Below are 24,332 nucleotides of genomic sequence, written 5' to 3'. Positions count from 1 at the left end.
GCGATCGTTCACCCATAGGACGCACGCCTCGCCGTTGCCCGCGCTTCCCCGGAAATACGTCTTCGGTTGCTTTCATCGGTGGATGGACCACATCACGTTCCTCGTGGCCGTCGTCATCGTCACGGCGCTGGCCTTCGACTTCACGAACGGATTCCATGACACCGCAAACGCGATGGCCACCTCCATCGCCACGGGCGCCCTCAAGCCGAGAACCGCAGTCCTGCTCAGCGGTGTGCTCAACATCGTCGGCGCCTTCCTGTCCACCGAGGTCGCCAAGACCATCTCGGGCGGCATCGTGGACGACACCCTGGTGACCCCGGGCATGATCTTCGCCGGGCTGGTGGGCGCGATCCTGTGGAACCTGCTGACCTGGCTCCTCGGCCTGCCGTCGAGTTCCTCGCACGCGCTGTTCGGCGGTCTGGTCGGCGCCGTGTGGGTCGGTGCGGGCAGCCATGGCGTGCACTTCGACAAGGTTCTCGAGAAGGTTCTGATCCCGGCGTTCGCCTCGCCCGTCGTGGCCGGTGTGGCGGCGCTGCTGGCCACCTATCTCGCGTACCGGATCACCGCCCGAGCCCGCAAGGAGTCGGTGACCAAGGGCTTCCGGCTCGGCCAGATCGCCTCCGCCTCGCTCGTCTCCCTCGCCCACGGCACCAACGACGCGCAGAAGACCATGGGCGTGATCACGCTGACGCTGATCTCGGCCGGCGCGCTGGGCCACGACGCGGGCCCGCCCGTCTGGGTGATCGCGTCGGCCGGTCTGGCCATCGGCCTCGGCACCTACCTCGGCGGCTGGCGCATCATCCGAACGATGGGCAAGGGCCTGACGGACATTCAGTCGCCGCAGGGCTTCGCTGCCGAGGCCGCGTCCACCACCGTCATTCTCACCTCCGCCCACCTCGGCTTCGCGCTGTCCACCACGCAGGTCTGCTCGGGCGGCATCCTCGGCGCGGGCGTCGGCCGGCGGCTCGCCGAGGTGCGCTGGGGCACCGCGGGCCGCATGGTGATCGCCTGGCTGATCACGCTGCCGGCAGCCGCGCTGGTCGGCGGCCTCTCCGCGGGTGTCGTGAAGCACGGCGGGAACGCCGGAACCGTGGTCATCGCCCTGGTCGCCGCCGCCGTCGCCGTCTTCATCGTGCTCGCCTCGCGCCGCAACCCGGTCCACGCGAACAACGTGAACGAAACCCACGAGGTCACCATCCGCGGCACCGCGCCCGCGCGCGTCGGCAGCGCCGTCTGAGCCAGGGAGAGTTCGAGCCATGCATCTTGACTGGACCGCCCTCGGCCAGGTCACCGCGGTCCGGCATCGGCGTCACCGTCGCCGTGGTCGTCGTCTTCGCGCTCGGCGTGCTCGGGTTCGCCCAGGCCGAGTCCGCCCGCGAGAGGGACGGCGGCGGCCACGCCCTGGCCGTCGCGCAGGCCGGGCTCTGCTTCCTGGCCTGCGCGGCCGTGGTCGATACGGGATCTACCTGATCGTGCCGCAGTTCCACTGAGGCAGGCGGAGACGGATGACGATGACACCTCTGGTGACCGACGGCCTGCGGGTCGACTACACCGGTCGCCATGTTCCGCGCCACGGACACCGACTACGCGCCGCGGACCGTGGTCAAGAGCAACGACAAGAAGCGGGCGCGCGTCGAGGCGATGCGCAGCGTCCTGGCCCGCTTCGACTACACCGACAAGGACACGGAGGTCGTCGGCACGCCCGATCCCGGCATCGTGGGTGCGGCGGCCAACCTCCTGGAGGCGGGTGAGGACGACAGCGCCCCCTGAGCGGGCCTTGCGGGCGCTGGGCTCAGCGGTACGTCGCGGCGACGGCCTCGCGCCTCCTTGCCCAGGGCGTCTGCCCGAAGGGAAGGCGGCATGGCGTGCTGGACCGTCGTCGACTGCGTACCGGGCCTCTGCGCCGAACGGACCCTCAGCCGTGCGCCGGGCGGTCGGTCAGCCGGTGGTCGGCAAGGCTGAGCGCCTCGTCCACGACCCGGCGCAGATGGCCGTCGCTCAGCGCGTAGATCACTCGGCGGCCCTCCTTGCGGGTGTCCACCAGGCCCGCGAGCCTGAGCCGTGCCAGATGCTGGCTGACCGCGGGCCTGGCCGCGCCGCACGACTGAGTGAGCGTGGAGACGTCGGCCTCGCCCCCGGCCAGGGCATGCAGCAGGGCGAGGCGGGTGCGGTCCCCGAGCAGGGCGAGCAGCTCGGCGGCGAGCGCGAACTGCTCCTCACCGGGAGAGCGGGGGTGCCCGCCGGCCGCGCCGCCGGTGCGCGGCTGCGTACTCTGCGCAGGTGATAGGTGCATGCGTGCGCTCATACGCACATAATGGCGCCGTGGGTGCGATCGCGTCCACTGTCGCGCGGGGAAGGGATCTTCCTATGGGCCAGCAGCACGAGGGACACGGGCACGGCGGGGCACCGGGCCACGTCGGGGCACGGGCGCACAGCGACAGGCACAGCCACGATGACCCGCACGCCCTTCACCAGCGGCACGAGCAAGGGCAAGGGGGCGATCACGAGCGAGCCCGCGCCCACGGGCGGGGCCGCGCCCACGCCCACCCGCACCCCCACGGTCCGCTCTCCCGCGTCCGCCACCTCCTCACCCCCCACTCCCACGAGATCGGCGACAAGCTGGACTCCGCCCTGGAGTCCTCCGCTCGAGGCATGCGGGCGCTGTGGGTCTCGCTGGCCGTGCTCGGGGCGACCGCGCTGGCCCAGGCCGTCGTGGTCGTGTTCTCCGGGTCGGTCGCGCTGTTCGGCGACACCGTGCACAACGCCGCCGACGCCCTGACCGCCGTGCCGCTCGGCATCGCCTTCGTCCTCGGCCGGCGCGCGGCCACGCGCCGTTTCACCTACGGGTACGGCCGAGCCGAGGATCTCGCCGGGATCGCCATCGTGCTGACGATCGCGGCGTCGGCCGCAATCGCCGCCTGGAGCGCCGTGGAACGGCTGATGGACCCCCGCCCCATGCAGCACGTTCCCGCCGTCGCCGCCGCGGCCGTCCTCGGTTTCCTGGGGAACGAGTGGGTGGCCCGCCACCGCATCCGGGTGGGCCGCGCGATCGGCTCGGCGGCGCTGGTCGCCGACGGGCTGCACGCGCGCACGGACGGATTCACCTCACTCGCGGTCCTGGTGGGCGCGGGCGGCGCGGCGCTCGGGTGGCACCTGGCCGACCCGATCGTGGGGCTGGCGATCACGGCCGCGATCGTGCTGGTGCTCCGGGACGCGGCCCGTGAGGTGTTCCGGCGGTTGCTGGACGCCGTCGACCCGGTGCTGGTGGACCGGGCCGAGCGGGCGCTGCGCCGGGTTCCGGGCGTGCAGGAGGTCGGCGAGCTGCGGCTGCGCTGGATCGGCCACCGGTTGCGCGCGGAGGTCGCGGTCATGGTGGACGGTGAGGTGAGCGTGCGCCGGGCGCACGACATCGCGGTCGAGGCCGAGCACGCCCTGCTGCACGCGGTTCCGCGGCTGACCGCGGCACTGGTCCACGCCGACCCGGCGCCGGCACCCGGCTGGGCGGATCCGCATCGGGCCCTGGCCCACCACTCCCCCGCCCGGCCCTGACCGGGAGGTGCCCGACCGGGACCGGCCCCTCAGACGCCCAGTCCCTCAAGGACCACGGCGTTGGCCAGCTCCGCGAACGCCTTGCCCGGCACCAGCAGTTTCCCCCGGCGTCTGCCGCTGCCGACCAGGACGTACGGCAGGTCGACGACCGCCGAGTCGACCAGCACCGGCCACTGGGCGGGCAGCCCGATCGGCGTGATGCCGCCGTACTCCATACCGGTCTGCCCCGTCGCCACGTCCATCGGCGCGAACGACGCCTTGCGGGCGCCGAGCCGGCGGCGGACCACACCGTTGACGACGACCCGGGTGGCGGACAGGACCACGCAGGCGGCCAGCGTGGTCTCGCCGCCCCGCTTGCCCGTGACCACGACGCAGTTGGCGGACCGGTCGAGCAGTTCCTCGCCGTAGTGCTCCAGGAAGACCGCCGTATCGGCCCACTGGGGCTCCGTGTCGACGTAGACGATCTGGTCGGCGGGCACGCTGCCGCTCCAGTGGCGTACGGCGTCGGCCACCGGGCGGATCAGTTCACCGAGGCAGTCAGGGGCGGGAGCGGCCTGGTCGAAGGCTCCGATGGGTGCGCGCATGACGGCACGCTAACAGCCCCGCCACGGCCGCCCCGGTGTCTCAGCGGACGGGCGGTACCGATACCGCCATCACCATATCCATCGGCACATCGCCGTCGTTGGCGTACGTGTGCGGGGTGCTGGCCTCGAAGGAGGCGCTGGCACCGGTGGGGACGTCGTACTCCACGCCGTCCACGGTGAGCGTCAGCCGGCCTGCAGTGACATGGACGAGTTCGACCGTGCCGGCCGGATGCGGGTCGGAGGGGCTGCGGTCCCCCGGCATCAGCCGCCAGTCCCACATCTCCAGCGGGCCGGGGGCCTCGGTGCCCGCGAGGAGGCGGTTGTAGCTGCCGGTGTCGGTGTGCCAGAGGCGGACGGCCTGCTCGGCCGTGACGATGCGGACCCTGGGGCCCTGCTCGTAGTCGAGCAGCGTGGTGACGCTGACGCCGAGCGCGTCGCCGATCTTGACGATCGTCCCGATGCTGGGGTTGGTCCGCGCCTGCTCGATCTGGATGAGCATGCCGCGGCTCACTCCGGCGCGGGCGGCGAGGGCGTCCAGGGTGAAGCCGCGTTCCGCGCGCCAGCGCTTCACGTTGCGCGCCAGGGACTGGGTCAGCAGGTCGAGGTCCGACACTTTGCGTCCAATATTCTGTATGACAGGGTTAAAAAAACTGAACTATGGTGTGGTGCACCTGGTTGTTCACCGAACTGTACTGCGAGGCCACCCGTGACAGCACTCTTCGCCCTGGCCACCAGTCTGCTGTGGGGGCTGGCCGACTTCGGCGGCGGGCTGCTGACCCGGCGGCTGCCCGCCCTGACCGTGGTGGTCGTCTCGCAGAGCGTGGCCGCGTCCGTGCTGGGCGCCGTCGTGGTGGTCACGGGCGCTTGGAGCGAGGCGGGGCCACGGCTGTGGTTCGCGTTCGCCGCGGGCCTGATCGGCCCGATCGCCCTGCTCTCCTTCTACAAGGCACTCGCCCTGGGGCCCATGGGCGTCGTCTCCCCGCTCGCCACCCTGAGCGTGGCGGTTCCCGTCGGCGTGGCGCTCGTGCTCGGCGAGCGCCCCGGACTGCTTCAGGGCGCCGGGATCGCCGTCGCCGTCGCCGGGGTGGTGCTCGCGGGCGGCCCCCAACTGCGGGGAGCGCCGGTGCAACGGCAGGCGATCCTGCTCACCCTCGTAGCGGCCCTGGGGTTCGGCACCGTGTTCGCGCTGGTCGCGGAAGCTTCGACCACGGTCAACGGACTGTTCCTGGCCCTCTTCGTACAGCGCGTCACCAACGTCCTCGGGGGCGGCGCCGCCCTGTCCGCGGCGGTGCGGCGCGGCGCCCCGGCCCTTCCACTGGACGGCTTCCCCTGGGGTTCCCTGCCCGCGCTCGCCTTCGTCGGTCTCGCCGACGTCGCCGCCAACGGCACCTACGCGGTCGCCGCCCAGCACGGCCCGGTCACGGTGGCGGCCGTCCTCGCCTCGCTCTACCCGGTGGTCACGGCGCTCGCCGCGCGCGGCTTCCTCAGCGAGCGGCTGCGCGCGGTGCAGGCGGCGGGAGCGGGCCTCGCTCTGCTCGGCACGCTCCTGCTGGCCACCGGTTGACGTCAGGACTCGGCGTCCAGCTCCGCGAGCCGGGCGATGTCCTCCTCGTCGAGCTCGGACAGCGCCGCCAGCTGCTCCGGCGTGACACCGTCCGGTATCGGCACCGGGGCCGGTGTCCTGAGCGGCGGCTGCCAGCCGTCGTCGGGCGTCCAGCGCCGCACGACCCGGGCCGGAGCCCCGGCCACCACGGCATGGTCCGGCACGTACCCGCGCACCACCGCGCCGGCCGCCACCACCACGTTCCGCCCGATCCGTGCGCCCGGCAGGATCACCGCGCCGGTCCCGACCCAGCACCCCGGGCCGATCTCCACCGGGTCCATCCGTGGCCACTGCTTGCCGATGGGCTCGTGCGGGTCGTCGTACGAATGGTTGGTGGAGGTCACATAGACGTACGGACCGAAGTAGCAGTCGCTCCCGATCGTGACCGAGGTGTCGGCGATGACATGGCTGCCGCGGCCGAGAACGACACCGTCACCGATGCGCAGGATCGGCTCCGGCCCGAGGTCGAGGTCGGGCATCAGCCCGGCCGTGAGGGTGACCTGCTCGCCGATGATGCAGTGGGCGCCGACGTGGATCCACGGCTCGCCGAAGACGGTGCCCAGCGGGAACGCCAGCCTGGTACCCGTTCCCATCGCACCGAAGCGGAAGCGCCCGGGGTGCTCCGCGGTCACGGAGCCCGCGCGCTGGGCCCAGGCCCAGCCCGCGTGGACGGCGCGCTGCGCCAAGGCGCGGCGCCATGACGAGAACGTGTTCTTGCTCCTGGGCACCCGCTCACGGTACTCAGCGGCGGGTGCGCTCATGAGCCCGTACCGCTGTGATCTTCGCCCCACGGATGGCGTACGGTGCCCGTGGACGACCACGAGGAGACGGCAATGACGCACAAGGCGCTGATCGCGGGCATCGGCGGCAGGGAGCCGGAGGTGGACGGGGAGGCCTTCGTGTCCCCCACGTCCGTGGTGATCGGCGGCGTCGCGCTGCACGCGGGCGCGAGCGTCTGGTACGGCGCGGTGCTGCGGGGCGACGTCGAGCGGATCACCGTCGGCGCGCGCAGCAACGTCCAGGACAACTGCACCCTGCACGCCGACCCGGGCTTCCCGGTCTCCGTCGGCGAGCGGGTCTCCATCGGGCACAACGCGGTGGTGCACGGCGCGACCGTCGAGGACGACTGCCTGATCGGTATGGGCGCCACGGTCCTCAACGGAGCGGTGATCGGCGCGGGTTCCCTGGTGGCGGCCCAGGCCCTGGTGCCGCAGGGCATGCGGGTGCCCCCGGGCTCCCTCGTGGCCGGTGTGCCCGCCAAGGTGAAGCGGGAGCTGACCGCCGAGGAGCGCGAGGGCATCACTCTGAACGGCACGATGTACGCGGAGCTGGCGAAGGCCCACCGCGACGCGCACCGGCAGGACTGAGCCGGAGCGGCGGCGGGCCCGGCGCGCTTAGTCTGCGGCCGGGACGGTCTCCGGCTCGGCCGCCTCGCGCTGCGCCGCAGCCTTCCCGGCCTTGCGCCTGACCACAAGCATCGACGCGAGGCCGAGGAGGACCGCCGCCACCAGCCCCAGCCACGAGAACTTCTTCAGCCACGACTCGGCGACGACACCGACGTAGTAGATGACCGCGGTCGTGCCGCCCGCCCAGACCACACCGCCCAGGAAGTTGGCGGTCAGGAACTTCCAGTACGGCATCCGCAGCACGCCGGCCAGCGGTCCGGCGAAGATCCGCAGCAGGGCGACGAAACGGCCGAAGAAGACCGCCCACATGCCCCACTTCTCGAAGGACCGCTCGGCCGTGGCGACATGGCCCTCGCTGAAGTGCCGGGGGAACCTCTTCCCCAGCCAGGCCAGCAGCGGACGTCCGCCCCTGCGTCCGATCGCGTAGCCGATGGAGTCGCCGACGACGGCACCGATGCTGGCGCAGGCCCCGAGGACCACCGGGTTGACGTCGCTGTGCTGGGAGGACAGCAGCGCCGCCGACACCAGGACGATCTCACCCGGCAGCGGGATGCCCAGGCTCTCCACGCCGATGACAAGGGCCACCACCGCGTAGACGGCGGTCGCGGGTACCGTGTCGAGCCATTCCTGGACGTGCAACGCCCCATCCTCCCCAGTCGCGTCCGCGTCTTCCCGGGCGCACGCCCGCTCGGACGGCCCCCGGGAAGCGTACCTGCTCACCCCGTCACGGCGGCGTCCCGCAGAGCGCACCGGTGCTCGCGGCGGGCAGCCGCGCCCGGTGTGTCCCGGACCGGGGACGCCGACTTCAGTTCACCTCCGCGGTCGCCCGCGGCCGGGCATCCCGTGGTGAGGGCGCCCCCACCCAGACGGTGCGGCGGCCGGTGCCGAGACCCGGTCGTGGCACCGGGCGTCCCAGGAGGACAGCACCCGGACGGTCACGCGAAGCCGCTGCCCCGCCCGCGGGGAGAGCCCCCGGTAGCCGCCGAGGACGCGGACGGCCCTGGTAGAGCCAGAGGTCCGGCGAGGGCTGCGGCGCGGCATGGGGTCCGGCTGTTGCGTCAGCCGTTCGGGCGCAGGGTCCAGACCACGGTCATCTCACCGGTGACCGCGCCGTCCCCGCGCTGGATGGCGATCGATACGGGGAACTCGGGGCGCTGCCCCGCGTCCAGTTCGGCGAGGATGTCGGCGGCGGGGCGGCCGAGGGTGGCGGTCGCGGTGACCGGGCCCATCGCCAGCTTCTTGTAAGCGATCTCGGCGCGGACGGCGAGCGGTACGGCCCGCGAGAGCTGGTCCCCGAACGCGGCCAGCACGATGGCGCCGCTCGCCGACTCGCCCAGCGTGAACATCGCCCCCGCGTGCGGCCCGCCGACGTGGTTGTGGAAGTCGCTCTGGTCGGGCAAGGCCACGACGGCCTTTTCCGGGGTGGTCTCCAGGAACTCCAGGTTCAGGGTCCTGGCCATCGGCACCGTGGCGGCGAGCATCTCGCCGATCGACATCTGGTCTGCGCTCATGGGCGACATGTTACCCGCGAGTAGCCACCAGGGCCAGGGGCGCGCGATGATCCGTGGCCGGCCCGGTCAGCCGATGGTGAAGGTCCCGGCGGGCGGTTCGGGTGACGGGACGGCATCCTCGTCCTGGACGGGCTCGGCGGTGCCGATGAACTCCCGTAGCACCGCACCCTGTTCGACCCGGGCCGCAAAGGCGTCCGCGGCCGTGCGGCGGGCCAGGGCGGCCGTGTCCAGGGGCTGGTGGGCGGCGACGAGCACCGCGTTGCCGAAGCGGCGGCCACGCAGCACAGCCGGCTCGGCGATCAGCGCCAGTTCCTCGAACACCACGGAGAGCGTGGCGAGCTGAGAGCGGAGAAAGGCGAAGGGCGTGGCGTCCGCGAGGTTCGCGAGATAGACGCCGTCCGCGCGCAGCACGCGCTCGGCAGCCTGGGCGTAGGCGATCGTCGTCAGGTGGGCGGGCACGCGGGAGCCGCCGAAGACGTCCGCGATCACGACGTCCGCGGAGCGCGGCGGGGCGGCTTCCAGCCAGGCGCGTGCGTCGGCCGGGTGCAGTGTGACGTCGGCGCCTTCGGGCAGGGGGAGGTGTTCCACGACGAGGTCCAGCAGGCCCCGGTCGGCCTCCACCACGTGCTGCCGTGAGCCCGGCCGGGTCGCGGCGACATAGCGCGGCAGGGTGAGCGCGCCTCCGCCGAGGTGCAGCACGTCCAGCGAACGTCCCGGCTCCGCCAGCGTGTCCAGGGCATGGCCGAGCCGGCGCGCGTACTCGAACTCCAGATGCGTAGGCGCCTCCAGATCCACGTACGACTGCGGCGCCCCGTCGACCGTGAGCAGCCAGGCACGATCACGGTCCACGTCGGGCATCAGCTTGGCGGTCCCATGATCCACGGCTCGCGTCACGGGTATCGGCTCGGTCACGACTCCATTGTGCCGGGCCCGGGGGGAGGGACCGGACGGCCGAATCCACCCACCCCTCCCGCGCACGGAACCGCACCCCGGCCCCACCGTCGCCGTGCCCCGGACGCCATCGAGCCACCCCGCTCGGTTCCGGACCCGGCCGCCGACCCGGCTGCCGTCGGGTCGGCGGCTGTCGGATCGGCGGCCGCCGGCGGCGCCCGCGGCTCAGCCCACGGTCGTCACCGTGCCCGCGCCGACGGTCCGGCCGCCCTCGCGGATCGCGAAGCCGAGGCCGGGCTCCAGCGGGACCTCACGGCCCAGCTCCACCGTCATCGTGACCGTGTCGCCGGGCCGGGCGACCGCCGTCCCGCCGAGGTCGACGTCGCCGACCACGTCCGCGGTGCGGATGTAGAACTGCGGGCGGTATCCGGTCGACACCGCAGTCGTGCGACCGCCCTCGCGTGCCGACAGGACGTACACCTGTGCCGAAAAACGACGGCTCGGCACGACACTGCCGGGCGCGGCGACGATGTGCCCGCGCCGGACCGCGTCGCGCGCCACCCCGCGCAGCAGCAGCGCCACATTGTCCCCCGCCTGCGCCTCCTCCATGGGCTTGCCGAAGGTCTCCAGTCCGGTGACCACCGTGTCCACACCGGCGCCGAGCACCTCGACCCGGTCGCCGAGCCGCACCGTGCCGCGCTCGACCGCGCCCGTGACGACCGTGCCGCGCCCGGTGATGGTGAGCACGTTCTCCACCGGCAGCAGGAACGGCGCGTCCAGGTACCGCTCGGGCATGGGCACATAGGTGTCCACCGCGTCGAGCAGCGCGTCGATCGCCGAGGTCCAACGTCGGTCGCCCTCCAGGGCCTTGAGCCCGGAGACACGGACCACCGGGACGGAGTCTCCCGGATAGCCTTGTGCGCTCAGCAGCTCGCGGACCTCCAGCTCGACGAGGTCGGTGAGCTCCTCGTCGCCCGCGTCGGCCTTGTTGATGGCGACCACGATGTGGTCGACGCCCACCTGGCGGGCCAGCACCACGTGTTCGGCGGTCTGCGGCATGATCCCGTCGAGCGCCGAGACGACCAGGATGGCCCCGTCGAGCTGGGCGGCCCCGGTGACCATGTTCTTGACGTAGTCGGCATGGCCCGGCATGTCCACATGCGCGTAGTGCCGGGTGTCCGTCTCGTACTCGACGTGCGCGATGTTGATGGTGATGCCGCGCGCCGCCTCCTCCGGGGCCCGGTCGATCCGGTCGAACGGGACGAAGGTTCCGGTGCCGCGGTCGGCCAGGACCTTGGTGATCGCGGCGGTCAGGGTGGTCTTGCCGTGGTCGACGTGCCCCATCGTGCCGATGTTCAGATGCGGTTTGGTGCGCACGTATGCCGTCTTGGGCATGGCTGTACCTCGAAGCCTCTTCAGTGGTACCGAGTGACGGCCCCGGCATCGGACGATCCGGCCGGGACGGGGACCCCAAGGACTTGCCGACCCTCCCCCTGCGGGGTCCGCCGGACGATCCGGGAAGGGTCAGCTTCGGGCGCCGTCGACGGCGGCCAGGAGGAGCGGGACGGCAGCCTTCGGCGCATCCGCTGCGGCGGATGCTGCGAGGACGAAGGCGTACCGGAACATGCAGTAGAGCATGGTCGACCAGCCCGCCCACGTCGAACGGTTTTCCCGCCGGGCCCGTCCACGAGCCGGTCAGAGGTTCTTGAGCGCTTCCCGCACCGACAGCGGGGACAGCCGTGCCCCTTCCCGGGCCACGAACTCCCGTACGGCTTCCGGATCCGTCTTGGCGTACTCCCTCAGGGCCCACCCGATCGCCTTCCTGATGAAGAAGTCGGGGTGGTCCGAGCGGCGTACGCAGTAGGCGAAGAGGCGATTCGTGTCGGTCGCCTCCTTGTGGCGCAGCTGGTGGAGCAGGGCGGTCCGGGCGATCCACAGGTGGTCGTCCTCGATCCACGCGTCCATGGTGTCCCGCAGCCCGGGGTCGGCGGTGACGAGTCCTCCCACCACGTGGGAGGCGAGCGCGTCGACGGTGTCCCACCAGGGGACGGTGGAGACCAGATGACGCGTCAGGGGAAGGAAGCCGGAGGAGAGTTGCCTCACATGGCGGCGCAGGTAGTCGACGGCGAAGTAGTGGTACTCGCGCTCCGGCAGCACCCAGCAGCGCAGGGCGATCGCCGTGCAGTCGGCCTCGTCGGGGCGGGGCGTGCCGGCCAGGACGGTGCGGGACAGGGCCCGGCGGACGGGCGTGGTCAGGCCGAGGAAGGGCGCGACGTCCTTCATGTAGGCGCGCATCGCCGCGGCCCGCTCCGGATCGGCCGCGGCGGCGTACGCGACGGTCAGCCGCTCCATCACGGCGTCCGCGAGGGCGCTCGGCGGCGGCACGGACGTCGCGGCTGTTGTTCCCGATCCTGTGGCCTCCACGAGAGGAACCATACGGCGATCACACACATCGGTCGGTTACTGTCGCCGAATGCTCGATGCCACCAACCGCTCTGGGGGCACCGCCACGGCCTCTCCTCGGGCCGCCGCCACGGAGCTCACCGCCTCGGACGCCCCCCGCACCCGCGCGGGGTTCACCGCCGCGCCGGCCGTCGTCGTCGCCGTCGCCGCGCCACTGGGTTTCACCGCCCGCTGCACGAGAGTGCTGCTGTCCCCGTGGTCCCGTCTGTCCCTGCTCATGGTGCTGCTCGCGGCAGCGGCCTCCTGCGTGCTGGCGTTCGAGCCGCAGAAGATGCTCACGCACGGCTGGCCGCCGCAACTCGGCGGCGCCACGGCGGCCGTCGTCTTCGCGGTGACATACGGGCTGTGCACGGTCGCGTTCGTGCCACGCCCGCTGCTCAATCTCGCGGCGGGCGCCTTGTTCGGCTCGCAGCTGGGCACGGGCACGGCCCTCGCGGGCACGGTGCTGGGCGCCGGGATCGCCTTCGGGCTCGGCCGGGTGCTGGGGCAGGACGCGCTGCGTCCGCTGCTGCGCGGCCGCTGGCTGAAGGCGGCGGACGGGCAGCTCAGCAGGCACGGCTTCCGTTCGATGATGGCGGCCCGGCTGTTCCCCGGGGTGCCGTTCTGGGCGGCCAACTACTGCGCCGCGGTCTCCCGGATGCGCTGGGCCCCGTACCTGCTCGCGACGGCGCTCGGGTCGGTCCCGAACACCGCCGCGTATGTCGTCGCCGGTGCCCGCGCCTCGCGGCCCACCTCACCGGCCTTCCTGATCGCGATGGGTTTCATCGCGGTGCCGGCCGTGGCGGGCGCGGTGGTGGCCTGGCGCAAGCGCCACCACCTCAGGGGCGACGACCAGGCCGACGGGGGCGCTGAACGGGCGGGGTAGGGACCGGTCCGAAGCACCGGCCGGGAGGCGACCGCCGCGCCACACAAACCCGGCAAGCCACCGGTCCGCGCCACACAAGCCCGGCAAGCCACCGGTCCGCGACACAGGCCCGGCGAGGCAGCCCGGCCGCCTCGGGCGCGCAGGGCCGCCGGACCGCCAGGCCCGCCGAACCGCCGAACCGCCGAACCGCCGAACCGCCGGGAAGGCGACTACCTGACCGCTTCGAGGATCATCGCGTTGGCCAGCCCGCCCGCCTCGCACATCGTCTGGAGGCCGTACCGCGCCCCACGCGCGCGCAGCGCGTGCACCAGGGTGGTCGTCAGCCGTGTTCCGCTCGCCCCCAGCGGGTGGCCGAGGGCGATGGCCCCGCCGTGGACATTGACCTTGGCGAGATCCGCGCCCGTCTCCTGCTGCCAGGCCAGGACGACGCTGGAGAAGGCCTCGTTCACCTCGAAGAGATCGATGTCACCCAGCGTCAGCCCCGCCTTGTGCAGCACCTTCTCCGTGGCGGGGATGACTCCGGTGAGCATCAGCAGGGGGTCGGAGCCCGTCACCGCGAAGCTGTGCAGCCTGGCGAGTGGGCGCAGGCCGAGACGGGCCGCGGTCTCGCTGGTGGTGATGAGCACCGCCGAGGCGCCGTCGTTGACCGGGCTCGCGTTGCCGGCGGTGACGTTCCACTCGATCTGCGGGAAGCGCTCGGCGAGGCCCGGGTCGTAGTAGGCGGGCTTGAGCCCGGCGAGGACCTCGGTGGTGGTGGACGGCCGCATGGACTCGTCGCGCGTGAGGCCTTCCAGGGGAGCCGTCTCGGCGTCGAACAGCCCGGCGTCCCAAGCTGCCGCGGCCTTGTGGTGGGAGGACACGGCGAAGGCGTCCATCTGCTCACGGGTGATCGACCACTTCGCGGAGATCAGCTCGGCGCTGATGCCCTGCGGGACGAGGCCCTCCGGGAAGCGCGCGGCGACTCCCGGCCCGAAGGGATCCTTTCCGGCGGGCACGTTCGACCACATGGGTACGCGGCTCATGGACTCCACGCCGCAGGCCACGACCATGTCGTAGGCGCCCGACAGCACGCCCTGGGCGGCGAAGTGCACCGCTTGCTGGGAGGAGCCGCACTGACGGTCCACGGTGGTCGCGGGCACCGTCTCCGGGAAACCCGCGGACAGTACGGCGTACCGGGTGATGTTCATGGCCTGCTCGCCGACCTGGTCGACGGTGCCGCCGATGACGTCGTCGATGAGCGCGGGATCGATGCCGGAGCGCTCGGCCAGGGTGCGCAGGGTGTGCGCGAGAAGTTCCACGGGATGGACGTGGGCGAGGGCGCCGTTGGGCTTTCCCTTGCCCACCGGGGTGCGTACGGCTTCCACGATCACAGCGTCACGCATGGTGCGGGCCTCCTTGCCCGGTGGTGCCGGTGCGGCGATTACCGGTGAGTAGGAAATCTGGACCCACCATAACTCTCGGAGTTTGAAATTCAAACCCTCACCTAGACTGGAAACATGGCCGCCTCCAAAGACCCGCGCCCCTGCTCCATCGCCGACACCTTGGCCCTTGTCGGCGAGAAGTACTCCCTGCTCGTGCTGCGCGAGGTCTACCTCGGCAACGGGCGCTTCGACCAGCTCGTCCGCAACATCGGCGCCCCGCGCGACGTCCTCGCCGCACGTCTGAAGCGTTTGGTGGACGGCGGGATCCTGACGAAGAGGAAGTACAGCGAGCGCCCGCAGCGCTTCGAGTACCGGGCCACGACGGCGGGCCTGGAGCTCGAGACGGTCCTGATGACCCTCATGGCGTGGGGCGACCGCCATCTCCGGAGAGACGACGATCGCCCCATGGTGATCGAGCACATCTGCGGCCACGAGCTGCTGCCGCTCCTCACCTGCTCCGCCTGCGGCGGGGAGGTCCGTCATGAGGACCTGACGGCACACCCCCAGGCACCCGGCTGGACGGTGTCCGGACCGGCCGCCGCCCAGGCCCTGACGTAGGGCGCCGTGCTCCGCGCTCCCGTCCACGGCGTCGCCTCGGAGACGTTCGGCCGCCCGCCCCTCCCCGACCTCCCGTAGGCGGTCGGTCGTTCCACGTGGACGACCGCGTCGGCGAGGTGGGAGACTCACCGCGCTCCAGACGGTCCAGCCGGGCCCTCGTCGCCGCGGTGGCGGCCCGGGCACCGCGCCGCCACCTTTCACGCCATTCGGACGGACGGCGGCCGTACCTGCTCCACGGCGGCCACCGCGCTCACCACGGGTGCTCCTGAAGGTACTTGGCGACGTCCGCGCGCTCCCAGGCGCCGTCCGCCACCACCACCCGGTAGCGGCGGCGCCGCAAGGCGGAGGGCCGCCCGCGTACCGGACGTACTCGGGTGGTCCGACAACGCGGCCAGGTGCCGCGCCGGGCGTCGCGGACCCGGGCTGATCCAAACGAAACCTCCTAGCCCCGCCGGCGCGCGGGCCTGAACCATGGGCAGGTGCGCCGCCGCGATGACAGCCGACCCCGGAGGGTCGCGCCTCGCTGTCGGCTGCACCACCGCCTGAGGTCGGTTACGTTGATAAAGACCTGGTCAGAGGGGGATGACAAACCGTAACCCACCGGGGACGCTCCATGACCGGCCTGATCGTCATCCTGCTGCTCGTGGTCCTGGCCACAGCCGTGGCGACCGGTGCCCGGCGCTGGAGCCTGCCCGCCCCCTCGCTCCTCGTGGTGGCCGGTCTGGTCGTCGGGCTGATGCCCTGGGTTCCCGAGGTTCGCCTGCCGCCTCACATCATCAACGTGCTGGTGCTGCCGCCGCTGCTCTTCGCCTCGGCCGGAGAAATCTCCGTACGCGACCTGCGCACTGTGTGGCGGCCCGTGACCGGCCTGGTCTTCGGCCTGGTCCTCGCCTCGGCCATCGCCGTCGGGTACGTCGCCCGAGCGATCACCCCGCTCACCGCGGCGACCGCGTTCATCCTCGGCTCTGTCCTGGCCAGCACCGACCCCGTGGCCGTCACCGCGCTCGGCCGGCGCCTGTCGCTCCCACCGCGCGTGCAGGCCATGGTGCAGGCGGAGAGCCTGTTCAACGACGCCACGTCCCTGGTCCTGTACAAGGTCGCCGTGGCCACCGCGGTTTCCGGCAGCGTCATCACCGTGCCCGGGACGGTCGAGCAGTTCCTGATCCTTGCGGGTGGAGGAGCCCTCATCGGCGCGGCGGTCGCCGGAGTGGTCACCCTCATCCGCAGACGGACCGAGGATCCCATGCTGGAGACCGTCATCGCGCTGATCACTCCGTACGCCTCTTTCGTCGTCGCGGAGCAGTCGCACACCTCCGGCGTGACCGCCGTCATCGTGTCCGGGGTCGTCGTCGGCAGCACCGGCCACAAGCTCAGCAACGCCCCCATCCGCCTCCAGATCCACGCCGTCTACGACACCGTGACCTTCCTGCTGGAGAGCGTCGTCTTCGCCCTCATCGGCCTCCAGCTCCCCTCCGCCGTCCGTCAGCTCGCGCGCGACGAGCACGGCTGGCCCCTGTGGGTGCCGGTGATCGCCTTGACGGTACTGGCGATACGCCTGCTGTGGATCTTCCCGCTGTCCGCCCTGATCCACTCCCGGCACGGGGAGGGCGACAGTCGCCTGTCCTGGCGCGTTCCCGCCGTCTTGTCCTGGGCGGGCACCCGAGGCGTCATGCCGCTGGCCGCCGCGCTCTCCATCCCCCTGACCACCCACACAGGGGCCCCGCTGCCGCACCGGGCGCTCATCCTCACGCTCACCACCGGGACCATCGCGGTCACCCTCGTCTTCCAGGGGTTCACCCTCGCCCCCGTCGTCCGCCGCTCCGGCATCGCGCTGGAACCGGAGCACACCGCCCGAGAGGAGGCCCGGACCCGCCGACGCATTGCCCACGTCGCTCTCGACGAGCTCAAACAGCTTGGCGATCTGGATCAGCTCTCCGAACTGGGTGCCGCCGCCGAGGCCGCCGTGAAACAGGCCCGCCGCCATCTGGAAGCGCGCATCCACCAGACCGAAGACGCCCACCACACCGACCCCGACGCCCGTCCTGCCGACGCCTACCGCGAGATCCGCCGGACACTCATCGCCATTGAGGCGGCCGAGCTCCAGCGCCTCTACGAAGCGAACAAGATCAGCAACGCCACCCGGCGCCGCATCCAGCGCGAACTCGACCTGGAAGAAGCCAGTCTCCGCGACCGCGGTTGACCCCTGTCCACCGGGTCGGAACGCGAGGCGGACTTGGCCGCTCAGCCGACCATGCCGGACACGCGGGCGGCCAGGACGGTGGGGTGGGAGACGCTGCGGGCCTCGGTATCAGATGCTCGAGCCGCCGCCCGAGCCGGCTCTGTGGGCCGTCGGTGGCAAAGTGGCCCACTCCCGCTTGCGCCTGCCGCCGGGTCACCCACCACCGGCTCAACAATTGCCCCCGTCAAGACGCGGATGCCCTCGAGGGGAACGACCGATGGACACAGCAGGACGCCCGGATCGCAGAGCTGTGCTTGTCGGCGCACTCGGCGGCGCGACGGTCGCGCTTGCGGGGTGCTCAGCGACGAGTGCCGCCACTTCGGGGCCCGGCATCGCGCCGAGAGCGCGGCCGACCACTCCCGCCGCGGCGTTCGCGAGGCTGATGGAAGGCAATGAGCGCTGGGTGAGGGGAGACCCGCAACACCCGGACCGGGATCCTGACCGGCGTCAGTTCGTGGCCCAGGAGCAGGAGCCTTTCGGGGCGATTCTCTCGTGCATCGACTCCCGAGTACCGCCTGAACTCCTCTTCGACACCGGGCTGGGTGACCTCTACGTGATGCGCACGGGCGGGCAGGCGGTCGACCCGGTGGTCACGGGTTCCGTCGAGTACGGGCCCATGACGAGCGGCACCCCGCTCCTCGTGGTCCTCGGGCACCAGCGCTGCGGCGCCGTCGAGGCCGCGTACAAGTCGATTCGCCAGAGCAAGCCGCTGCCCGGCAACCTGCAAGCGATCGTCAAGGCTCTGCGGCCCGCATACGAGCAGGCGGTCCGGGAAGGCGGCACCACCCCCGTCGAGACCATGATCCGCGCCCAGGTCACGTTGACCGCGACCGCCCTGCGCTCCAACCAGGACCTTGCCCCACTCGTGGGTAAGGGCGCCCTTGCCGTGGTCGGCGCCTACTATTCGCTCGACACCGGCAAGGTGGAAGTCCTCGTCGGCGCGCCCTCCTGAACCGGCCGGACGAGGTGCTCCGGCCATGAGGGGCCGCCTGTGGTGTGCGCCGCGGCGGACGTGGCCGGGCCCGAGGGGTGCCCGGTGGTGGAGTGGCCTACGGGACGATGCGCGCGACTGCGCCGTCCTCCGGGTCCCCGTACTTGGCGATCAGCTGCTCGTCGGTCATGCGGTCGACTTCTTCGCTTCGTTCGACGGGAAAGATCACATGGGTGTCTCTGTCCGTCCAGTACTCGACGACGCGGTGAGTATCGGTGGCGCGGGCCATGCTGTGCTCCCTTTGCGGTGCGGGGGGATTCAGGTTGCGTCTGTGCACGTCGAGGGTCAATAGGAATTGGGGCTTCCGTTTTGGTCGATGGAGGCGTAGGTTCCGTTTACCCCGCGACGGCGCTTCTCGAGGCGTCGGCCTGCCGGTCCTGGGGAGGCGGGCCACGCGGGGGCCAATCACCTGGTCGCCGACTCGTCCCGACAGACGGCGCTCGCCGCCCGGGCGCACGTCGCCGGGAGCAGCAGGTCGTCGGCCCGGCCGAGTTCGGCGCCACCCCGGCGAAGCGGAGCGATGCCGACGCGCCCGACGACAGCCCTGCTCAGCCCGGCACACGGCCGGGTCGGCGGGTGACCTCCGATCCTCCTCGCAATCCTCCACCTCCGCCCACGGAATCGACCGTGACCAACCACATACCGTGTGCGCAATCGCGTGGTGGCGCGCTGTCACTGCTTGCCCCTAGGCTGGCCCGTATGTCCCCCGATTCCAAGAGCCCTGGTTCCGTGCGGCCTGCCGACGACTTAAACGAGCGGATCCGCGCGCTGTGGATGCGTGCGGGCGGCTCCCTGTCGGCTCAAGAGCGCGCGGAATACGAGTTGTTGGTCGTGCAGTGGGCTGCGGCCATACGCGCGGAGGTCATCGAGGCGGCCTGAAGCGCCCCTGACGGGACACCATCGGGCAACAACGGCCCGGCGGAAGGCGCTTGACGTCGCCGACGGCGTTCGGGGAGCACCGGGCATACCTCCTGGTCGGCGTAACCCGGTAACCCGATTCTCATGTGCTCGTCGTCGTAACGACGTTGAGGAGCGGGCGGCCGGCGGCGAACCGTCGCAGCTGCTCGGCGACGAAGCGCTCGGCGCGTGGATAGAACGTGGCCGATCCGCCGCCGACATGGGGCGTGATCAACACGTTCTCGCAGTCCCACAACGGGTCATCGGACGGCAGCGGTTCAGGGTCGGTGACGTCAAGAGCAGCACGCAGCCTGCCCGTTGCGGTCTCCGCCCGTAGCGCCGCGGAGTCGAGGGTCCGTCCGCGGCCGACGTTGACCACGAGCGCGTCGTCGGGGAGCAGCGCCAGCAGCTCGGCGTCCATCAGGCCCATGGTGGCCGGGGACTCCGGCAGCGTGAGGATCACGGTGTCGGCGTGGGGCAGCAGCTGAGGCAGTTCGGCGACGCCGTGCACGCCTTCGGCGGGACGGCGGCGGCTCGCCACGCGGACGACCTCGGCCTCGCAGGCGAGTAGTCGCCGTTCGATCGCCGCCCCGATCGAGCCGTATCCGACGATCACCACACAGGTATCGGCCAGTGACCGGGTGAAGTGCGGCGCCCAGCGGTGCGCATCCTGGTCGCGGACCCTGCGGGGCAGGTCCCGTTGAGCGGCCAGGACGAGAGCTAGTGCGTGTTCGGCGACGCTCGCGTCGTGCAGGCCCCGGCCGTTGGACAGGACGACGCCCGGCGTGATGAACGGGAGCAGCTTCTCCACCCCGGCGCTGAGGCTCTGCACGGCGCGCAGGCCGGTCATGCGGGGGATCAGATCCCGCGGCGCGTTGCCCTTCGCGTAGGGCATGACATAGAACGCGATGTCGGAGAGGTCCTCGGGCGGGGCCTGCTCACCGTCGTAGATCTCCACCTTCAGGTTGGACGGCCAGCCGCCCATGAGCTCGTCGATCTGTGGCCACGGCACCAAGACCCTCATCGTTTCCTCCGCGCCGGCGGCCTGCTTTCGTGCCGCGGTGCCGTCCTTTCGAGCGGCAGGTTCAGTGGTGCGGTCGCTTTCGATCCGCTCGGGGCCCTCGTGGCCGGCAGCTCTCTGCTCGGTGAGGAACGCGTCGAGAGCGCGCTCGGTGGGCATGCCGTCCATGTCCCCCGGGCTCGTCGTGGCGAGGGCTCCCACCGCGGCGGCGCGCTCCAGGCGGGCGGGGAGGGACAGGCCGTTCAGGGCGCCGCTGATGAGTCCGGCAGCGAACCCGTCGCCCGCTCCGACGGTGTCGACGACCATGACCCTGAACGCGGGCACCCGCCACTCCTCGTCCCGGGTGAACAGCGTGGCGCCGTCGGCTCCGAGTTTGACGGCGACCAGCGAGACGCCCCGCTCGAGATAGAAGTCGGCGATTCCTCGGGGAGTGGTGCGCCCGGTGAGCAGCTCACCTTCCGCAAGGCCCGGGAGCACCCAGTCGGACCGTATCGCGAGGTTGTTGAGGACCTCGACCATCTTCTCGCGGTCGGGCCACAGCGACGGGCGCAGATTGGGGTCGAAGGAGATGGTCGCGCCGGAGGCCCTGGCGGCCTCGAGGGAGTGCTCGGTGAAGGCGCTTGCCTGTGCGGAAAGGGCCGGGAAGATGCCGGTCATGTGCAGGTGGCGGGCGGACGTCAGTCGGGCGTCGGCCTCGGGGCTCGGCTGCAGGCGGCTGCCGGCCGAGTCACGGCGGTAATAGACGACCAGCGGGTCCCTTTGTCCGTCGGTCCTGCTCTTCAGCTGGAACCCGGTGGGGGCCTCAGGGTCGGTGACGACCGCACCCACATCCACGTTATCCGCGGCGATCTGGGAGACGGCGTACTTTCCGAGGGGGTCGTCTCCCACACGGCCGAGCCAGCCGACGCGGTGGCCGAGACGGGACAGCGCGACGGCGACATTCACTTCGGCGCCGGCGAGGGCCCGGCGGTAGTGCGCGACGGATGCGAGCTGTCCGGGCTCCTCGGCCACGAACATGGCCATGGCCTCGCCGAAGGTGACGACGTCGAGGTGGGGGGTTTGGGGTGTCACTGGTGTCCTTACGAAATTACCGAGGGCGCTCGGGAGTGCGAGGGGCTGTCCGGGCCGGGACCACCGGGTTGGTGAGTACGCCCAGGCCGGGAGCGCTGATGGTGACCGTCTCGCCCGCCGTCACCGGCCCGTAGGTTCCGGGGGCACCGGCGAGGACGACGTCCCCGGGATGGAGGGTGAGGAAGGAGGTGAGGTAGGCGAGGATCTCGCTCACGCCCCGGGCGAGCCGGGCGGTCGAGCCGACGGGCAGGGATCGGCCGCCGATGCTGACCGCGAGGTCCACGGCGCCGGCATCCAGGTCGGTCTCGATCCACGGCCCGAGCGGCGTGAAGCCGTCGTAGCCCTTGGCCTGGAGCGGATCACCGGCCTGCAGGTCGCGAGCGGTCACGTCGTTGCCGAGTGTGTAGCCGAGCACGGCGTCCAGGGCATCGCCGACTGCCAGGTTCCGGGCGGTGCGGCCGATGACGACGGCAAGCTCTCCCTCCGCGTCCACCCGGCCCACGTGCCCGGGAAGCGGTATCGGGTCGCCGGGGCCGATCACCGACCCGTGTGGCTTGAGGAAGGCGTTGGGCGGGAAGCGGCGGTCGTCCGGTTCGCCGTTGCGCGCCATTCCTATGACCAGCCCGGGCTCGGTCGGAGCCAGCAGCAGCACAGAGTCCAGCGGGAGGGTGCGTCCGGTGGGTCGTGGCGTCTTTCCCTTGAAGGGGTCGGTCATCTGGTGCAGGACGTCGCCTTCGACCAGGCCGTAGCCGGCCACCGGCTCCTCGCCGGTGGCCGTTGTGCGCTGCGGGCGGAATCTCACGATGCGCATGTACGGGCCTTCACGCGGCCGGGCGGACGGGCGCGGTGGCCGCGGAGGCGGTACCACGGGCCCGGACGAACGGCATGATCAGGGCGGACAGCAGCAGTGCCACGGCGAGTACGAGGAACGAGGTTCCCTTGGTACCGGTCGCGCTGTCGACCCAGCCGACCAGGTAGCTGCCGAGGAACCCGCCGAGGGCGCCGAAGGAGTTGATGAGCGCCACGGAGGGGCCGGCCACACTGCGCGGCAGCAGTTCGGAGATGTTGGCGAAGTACGGTCCGTAGGGTGCGTACATCGCGCCACCCGCGATGACCAGCAGCACGAAGGACAGCCAGAAGTGTGACGCTCCCAGCAGGTACGAGCCGTAGAACGCGGCCGCGCCCAGGGCCAGCCAGGGCCAGACGAAGCGGTTGCGGCTCTCGGCGCGGTCGGAGAGACGCGAGTTGACGATCATCAGGATCACGGCGAGCGCGTAGGGCGCGGCGGAGATTAGGCCGGTCGCGCCGATCCCGGCACCCGACCCGGCCTTGACGATCGACGGCAGCCAGAAGACGAACCCGTAGATGCCAAGGCTCCACAGCAGGTACTGAACGCTCAACATGACCACGTTGCGCGAGCGGAACGCCTCCACGTAGCTGTTGACCGGGGTGATGTGCTGCTGCTCGGCTTCCAGCGCGGCCGTGACGGCACTCTTCTCCGCCGGGTCCAGCCAGGTGGAGCGCTCGGGGTTGTCGGCCACCTTGGCGCGAAAGACGAAGGCCCAGGCGATGGCGGGCAGGCCCTCGATGAGGAACATGCCGCGCCAGGAGGTGAGATCGATCAGGTAGCCCGACACCACTGTGAGCCACAGGACGGTGACCGGGTTGCCGAGGATGAGCACGCTGTTGGCGCGACCTCGTTCGCGCTTGGTGAACCAGCGGCTGAGCAGGATCACCATGGCGGGCAGGATGGCGCCTTCGACCAGGCCGAGCAGGAACCGGACCACGATCAGCGCGGTGGCCGAGGTGAGGGCCGCCTGCACCGAGGCGAGGGTGCCCCAGGCGATCAGGCTCCAGAAGATCAGCGTGTTGACGCTTCGCCGCTCCGCGTAGAGGGCGCCCGGGATCTGGAAAAGGAAGTAGCCGAGGAAGAACGAGGCTCCGACCAGGGAGGCAAGACCGCTGCTCAGGCCGAGGTCGGCCTTCAGGCCACCGGCGACCGCGATGGAGAAGTTCGACCGGTCGAGGTAGGCGAGGCTGTACGTGATGAACACGATCGGCAGCAGATGTCTCCAGCGCTGTCGTCCGAGCTCGGACGGAGCGGGGTTGCTGACGGAGGCGGCGTCCTGCCGGACGGCTGCGCCTGAGTGCGGCTCGGTCATGGGGATGTCCTTGGGGGAATGTAACAGCGACGCTGCTTTTTCCCGTATAGTGGAAAAGATTTCCACAATGCGGTGAGCAGTGAGTCTCCGCTCCTGGCCGTGCCGCGTCAAGAGCCCGCACTGATCCCTTCGTCACGCGACCGTCACATCACGGTGCCCGACCGGTTACGGTGCTGTCCGGCTGCCGCGAGGGGCGTGGAAGCGTGGGGTCGGAGAGGGCCCGGACAGAGGGAGAGGGTCGAGGCAGTGACATCTCATCGGGCACCGGCGGAAGCCGCCGACAAAACCGGCTCGGACATGGTGGGCAAAGCCCTTCGCCTGCTCGGCCTGCTCTCCGAACACCCACACGGGACAAGCCTGTCAGAACTGGCCCAGACTGCCGGATACCCGGTCAGTACCACCCATCGGCTGCTCAAGTCGCTCCAGCGCGAGGGCTTCGTCCGCAGCGACGACGGCAGCAGGCGGTACAGTCTCGGAATCCGGCTCTTCGAGCTGGGCCAGCGGGTCTCGCACGGCCGGGGGTTCGCCGGTGTGGCTCTGCCGGTCATGCAGCGCGTCACGGCCGCGACGCGCGAGCCCACGCTGATGTCGGTGCTGGACGGGCATGATCAGTTGTACGTGCACTATGTCGAGGGCCCCCAGCAGGTCCAGATCACCGGCGAGCCGGGCAATCGCGGCCCCCTGCACTGCACCGCCATGGGCAAGTGCCTCGTGGCCTTCCAGTCGCCGGAAGAGAGCCGCAAACTCGTCAGCGAGCTGGAACTGCCCAGCTTCACCCCGAACACGATCATCCACGAGGACGCATTCGCCGAGGAGATCGCACGGGTACGCCAACTCGGTTACGCCGTCGCCGACGAAGAGCACGAACTCGGCATCCGCGCCGTGGGCGTGCCGGTGATCGGGGTCGACGGCATCACCATCGCGGCCCTGTCCACCGCGGCCCCGGCCTACCGGATAACCATGGAACGGCTGCGTGAGTTCGTACCCCTGCTCCAGGACGCGTCCCGAGAGCTGGCTGCCGTCCTGCCCCCTCGCTGAGCCGAACACCCTTCGGCCTGCTCCGCCGAGAACAGCCAGACGGCAGCAGACCGGTCAGCGTT

At 71.4% G+C, this 24,332-nt stretch carries 24 protein-coding genes and 3 pseudogenes; 12 read left to right on the top strand and 15 right to left on the bottom strand.

The genetic code is table 11. The features are described 5' to 3' along the window. The first annotated feature begins 82 nt into the window (after positions 1–82). From ABZ823_RS18610 to ABZ823_RS18600, 3 genes and pseudogenes are all read left to right on the top strand, one after another. Complete coding sequence (locus ABZ823_RS18610; protein ID WP_361660956.1) at positions 83–1,237, top strand: inorganic phosphate transporter; 1,155 nt, start codon at positions 83–85, stop codon at positions 1,235–1,237. Between the two features lie 19 nt (positions 1,238–1,256). Continuing rightward, positions 1,257–1,490, top strand: a pseudogene (locus ABZ823_RS18605) (hypothetical protein). Between the two features lie 64 nt (positions 1,491–1,554). Next, a pseudogene (locus ABZ823_RS18600) lies at positions 1,555–1,770 on the top strand (polyphosphate kinase 2); the annotation flags it as partial. A gap of 145 nt (positions 1,771–1,915) precedes the next feature. Here the strand turns inward: ABZ823_RS18600 and ABZ823_RS18595 are convergent. Beyond that, entirely contained in the window at positions 1,916–2,305 is a 390-nt protein-coding gene (locus tag ABZ823_RS18595) for a metalloregulator ArsR/SmtB family transcription factor (RefSeq protein WP_361660954.1), read from the bottom strand. A gap of 62 nt (positions 2,306–2,367) precedes the next feature. Between ABZ823_RS18595 and ABZ823_RS18590 the strand changes: the two genes are divergently transcribed. Then, positions 2,368–3,549: a cation diffusion facilitator family transporter gene (locus ABZ823_RS18590; protein WP_361660951.1), complete on the top strand. Its 1,182-nt coding sequence runs from the start codon at positions 2,368–2,370 to the stop codon at positions 3,547–3,549. Positions 3,550–3,578: 29 nt separating this feature from the next. Here ABZ823_RS18590 and ABZ823_RS18585 read toward each other — a convergent pair whose 3' ends face one another. Then, positions 3,579–4,133, bottom strand: coding sequence for a YbaK/EbsC family protein (locus ABZ823_RS18585; RefSeq protein ID WP_361660948.1), 555 nt, complete (start codon positions 4,131–4,133; stop codon positions 3,579–3,581). Positions 4,134–4,173: 40 nt separating this feature from the next. Continuing rightward, positions 4,174–4,746: an XRE family transcriptional regulator gene (locus tag ABZ823_RS18580; RefSeq protein WP_361660945.1), complete on the bottom strand. Its 573-nt coding sequence runs from the start codon at positions 4,744–4,746 to the stop codon at positions 4,174–4,176. Between the two features lie 93 nt (positions 4,747–4,839). Between ABZ823_RS18580 and ABZ823_RS18575 the strand changes: the two genes are divergently transcribed. Further along, a complete protein-coding gene (locus tag ABZ823_RS18575; RefSeq protein ID WP_361660942.1) occupies positions 4,840–5,697 on the top strand; it encodes an EamA family transporter in 858 nt (285 codons plus the stop codon). A 2-nt stretch (positions 5,698–5,699) separates the two neighbouring features. Here ABZ823_RS18575 and ABZ823_RS18570 read toward each other — a convergent pair whose 3' ends face one another. Next, the gene (locus ABZ823_RS18570) at positions 5,700–6,464 is read right to left on the bottom strand and encodes an acyltransferase (protein WP_361660939.1); all 765 of its coding nucleotides are present in this window, start codon (positions 6,462–6,464) and stop codon (positions 5,700–5,702) included. Positions 6,465–6,569: 105 nt separating this feature from the next. On the opposite strand from ABZ823_RS18570, the gene ABZ823_RS18565 reads away from it, so the two are divergent. After that, positions 6,570–7,103, top strand: coding sequence for a gamma carbonic anhydrase family protein (locus ABZ823_RS18565; protein WP_361660936.1), 534 nt, complete (start codon positions 6,570–6,572; stop codon positions 7,101–7,103). A 27-nt stretch (positions 7,104–7,130) separates the two neighbouring features. Here the strand turns inward: ABZ823_RS18565 and ABZ823_RS18560 are convergent, their stop codons facing one another. The 5 genes from ABZ823_RS18560 to ABZ823_RS18540 all read right to left on the bottom strand — a co-directional run bounded on the left by ABZ823_RS18560 (position 7,131) and on the right by ABZ823_RS18540 (position 11,896). Further along, entirely contained in the window at positions 7,131–7,781 is a 651-nt protein-coding gene (locus ABZ823_RS18560) for a DedA family protein (RefSeq protein ID WP_361660933.1), read from the bottom strand. Positions 7,782–8,200: 419 nt separating this feature from the next. Beyond that, on the bottom strand, positions 8,201–8,638 hold the full coding sequence (locus ABZ823_RS18555; protein ID WP_361661307.1) for a DUF4442 domain-containing protein: 438 nt from the start codon (positions 8,636–8,638) through the stop codon (positions 8,201–8,203). An 81-nt stretch (positions 8,639–8,719) separates the two neighbouring features. Then, positions 8,720–9,565 (bottom strand): fused MFS/spermidine synthase, encoded by an 846-nt coding sequence (locus ABZ823_RS18550; RefSeq protein WP_361660931.1) that lies wholly within the window; start codon positions 9,563–9,565, stop codon positions 8,720–8,722. A 204-nt stretch (positions 9,566–9,769) separates the two neighbouring features. Next, a complete protein-coding gene (gene tuf, locus ABZ823_RS18545; RefSeq protein WP_361660928.1) occupies positions 9,770–10,939 on the bottom strand; it encodes an elongation factor Tu in 1,170 nt (389 codons plus the stop codon). Positions 10,940–11,239: 300 nt separating this feature from the next. Beyond that, a complete protein-coding gene (locus tag ABZ823_RS18540; protein WP_361661304.1) occupies positions 11,240–11,896 on the bottom strand; it encodes a DNA alkylation repair protein in 657 nt (218 codons plus the stop codon). A gap of 121 nt (positions 11,897–12,017) precedes the next feature. Between ABZ823_RS18540 and ABZ823_RS18535 the strand changes: the two genes are divergently transcribed. Beyond that, positions 12,018–12,872: a TVP38/TMEM64 family protein gene (locus ABZ823_RS18535; RefSeq protein WP_361660925.1), complete on the top strand. Its 855-nt coding sequence runs from the start codon at positions 12,018–12,020 to the stop codon at positions 12,870–12,872. Between the two features lie 209 nt (positions 12,873–13,081). On the opposite strand, the gene ABZ823_RS18530 is transcribed toward ABZ823_RS18535, so the two are convergent. Beyond that, positions 13,082–14,254 carry a thiolase family protein gene (locus ABZ823_RS18530; protein WP_361660922.1) on the bottom strand — a complete coding sequence of 391 codons (1,173 nt, stop codon included), beginning with the start codon at positions 14,252–14,254 and terminating at the stop codon, positions 13,082–13,084. A 114-nt stretch (positions 14,255–14,368) separates the two neighbouring features. Here ABZ823_RS18530 and ABZ823_RS18525 point away from each other — a divergent pair, with 114 nt between their 5' ends. Beyond that, positions 14,369–14,851: a helix-turn-helix domain-containing protein gene (locus ABZ823_RS18525; RefSeq protein WP_361660919.1), complete on the top strand. Its 483-nt coding sequence runs from the start codon at positions 14,369–14,371 to the stop codon at positions 14,849–14,851. A 41-nt stretch (positions 14,852–14,892) separates the two neighbouring features. Here ABZ823_RS18525 and ABZ823_RS18520 read toward each other — a convergent pair. Next, positions 14,893–15,078, bottom strand: a pseudogene (locus ABZ823_RS18520) (cupin); the annotation flags it as partial. Between the two features lie 386 nt (positions 15,079–15,464). Between ABZ823_RS18520 and ABZ823_RS18515 the strand changes: the two are divergent. Beyond that, on the top strand, positions 15,465–17,051 hold the full coding sequence (locus ABZ823_RS18515; RefSeq protein WP_361660916.1) for a Na+/H+ antiporter: 1,587 nt from the start codon (positions 15,465–15,467) through the stop codon (positions 17,049–17,051). 442 nt (positions 17,052–17,493) lie between these two features. Then, a complete protein-coding gene (locus ABZ823_RS18510; protein ID WP_361660913.1) occupies positions 17,494–18,042 on the top strand; it encodes a carbonic anhydrase in 549 nt (182 codons plus the stop codon). A 97-nt stretch (positions 18,043–18,139) separates the two neighbouring features. Here the strand turns inward: ABZ823_RS18510 and ABZ823_RS18505 are convergent, their stop codons facing one another. Then, positions 18,140–18,310, bottom strand: a complete 171-nt coding sequence (locus ABZ823_RS18505) for a hypothetical protein (protein WP_361660911.1) — start codon at positions 18,308–18,310, stop codon at positions 18,140–18,142. 470 nt (positions 18,311–18,780) lie between these two features. Between ABZ823_RS18505 and ABZ823_RS18500 the strand changes: the two genes are divergently transcribed. Then, positions 18,781–18,960 carry a hypothetical protein gene (locus ABZ823_RS18500; protein ID WP_361660908.1) on the top strand — a complete coding sequence of 60 codons (180 nt, stop codon included), beginning with the start codon at positions 18,781–18,783 and terminating at the stop codon, positions 18,958–18,960. Positions 18,961–19,081: 121 nt separating this feature from the next. On the opposite strand, the gene ABZ823_RS18495 is transcribed toward ABZ823_RS18500, so the two are convergent. From ABZ823_RS18495 to ABZ823_RS18485, 3 genes are read right to left on the bottom strand one after another with little or no spacing between them, the layout of a single operon-like run. After that, the gene (locus ABZ823_RS18495; protein ID WP_361660905.1) at positions 19,082–21,070 is read right to left on the bottom strand and encodes a PfkB family carbohydrate kinase; all 1,989 of its coding nucleotides are present in this window, start codon (positions 21,068–21,070) and stop codon (positions 19,082–19,084) included. Positions 21,071–21,086: 16 nt separating this feature from the next. Continuing rightward, positions 21,087–21,881 carry a fumarylacetoacetate hydrolase family protein gene (locus ABZ823_RS18490; protein ID WP_361660902.1) on the bottom strand — a complete coding sequence of 265 codons (795 nt, stop codon included), beginning with the start codon at positions 21,879–21,881 and terminating at the stop codon, positions 21,087–21,089. 10 nt (positions 21,882–21,891) lie between these two features. Then, the gene (locus ABZ823_RS18485) at positions 21,892–23,232 is read right to left on the bottom strand and encodes an MFS transporter (protein WP_361660900.1); all 1,341 of its coding nucleotides are present in this window, start codon (positions 23,230–23,232) and stop codon (positions 21,892–21,894) included. A 246-nt stretch (positions 23,233–23,478) separates the two neighbouring features. Here ABZ823_RS18485 and ABZ823_RS18480 point away from each other — a divergent pair, with 246 nt between their 5' ends. After that, a complete protein-coding gene (locus ABZ823_RS18480; RefSeq protein ID WP_361660897.1) occupies positions 23,479–24,270 on the top strand; it encodes an IclR family transcriptional regulator in 792 nt (263 codons plus the stop codon). Positions 24,271–24,332 lie beyond the last annotated feature (62 nt).

The sequence above is a fragment of the Streptomyces sp. NPDC047079 genome (genome assembly GCF_040643755.1).
GTDB lineage: Bacteria > Actinomycetota > Actinomycetes > Streptomycetales > Streptomycetaceae > Streptomyces.
The sequence above is the reverse complement of the archived record's forward strand: the minus strand, read 5'-3'. Positions and strand labels throughout refer to the sequence as shown.

Coding starts and splice junctions, on each gene's coding strand:
- ABZ823_RS18485 (WP_361660900.1), bottom strand. CDS start 23,232: ATGACCGAGCCGCACTCAGGCGCAGCCGTCCGGCAGGACGCCGCCTCC.
- ABZ823_RS18505 (WP_361660911.1), bottom strand. CDS start 18,310: ATGGCCCGCGCCACCGATACTCACCGCGTCGTCGAGTACTGGACGGAC.
- ABZ823_RS18540 (WP_361661304.1), bottom strand. CDS start 11,896: ATGGAGCGGCTGACCGTCGCGTACGCCGCCGCGGCCGATCCGGAGCGG.
- ABZ823_RS18555 (WP_361661307.1), bottom strand. CDS start 8,638: ATGTCGATCGGCGAGATGCTCGCCGCCACGGTGCCGATGGCCAGGACC.
- tuf (WP_361660928.1), bottom strand. CDS start 10,939: ATGCCCAAGACGGCATACGTGCGCACCAAACCGCATCTGAACATCGGC.
- ABZ823_RS18610 (WP_361660956.1), top strand. CDS start 83: ATGGACCACATCACGTTCCTCGTGGCCGTCGTCATCGTCACGGCGCTG.
- ABZ823_RS18565 (WP_361660936.1), top strand. CDS start 6,570: ATGACGCACAAGGCGCTGATCGCGGGCATCGGCGGCAGGGAGCCGGAG.
- ABZ823_RS18535 (WP_361660925.1), top strand. CDS start 12,018: ATGCTCGATGCCACCAACCGCTCTGGGGGCACCGCCACGGCCTCTCCT.
- ABZ823_RS18515 (WP_361660916.1), top strand. CDS start 15,465: ATGACCGGCCTGATCGTCATCCTGCTGCTCGTGGTCCTGGCCACAGCC.
- ABZ823_RS18530 (WP_361660922.1), bottom strand. CDS start 14,254: ATGCGTGACGCTGTGATCGTGGAAGCCGTACGCACCCCGGTGGGCAAG.
- ABZ823_RS18595 (WP_361660954.1), bottom strand. CDS start 2,305: ATGAGCGCACGCATGCACCTATCACCTGCGCAGAGTACGCAGCCGCGC.
- ABZ823_RS18500 (WP_361660908.1), top strand. CDS start 18,781: ATGTCCCCCGATTCCAAGAGCCCTGGTTCCGTGCGGCCTGCCGACGAC.
- ABZ823_RS18585 (WP_361660948.1), bottom strand. CDS start 4,133: ATGCGCGCACCCATCGGAGCCTTCGACCAGGCCGCTCCCGCCCCTGAC.
- ABZ823_RS18490 (WP_361660902.1), bottom strand. CDS start 21,881: ATGCGCATCGTGAGATTCCGCCCGCAGCGCACAACGGCCACCGGCGAG.
- ABZ823_RS18525 (WP_361660919.1), top strand. CDS start 14,369: ATGGCCGCCTCCAAAGACCCGCGCCCCTGCTCCATCGCCGACACCTTG.
- ABZ823_RS18590 (WP_361660951.1), top strand. CDS start 2,368: ATGGGCCAGCAGCACGAGGGACACGGGCACGGCGGGGCACCGGGCCAC.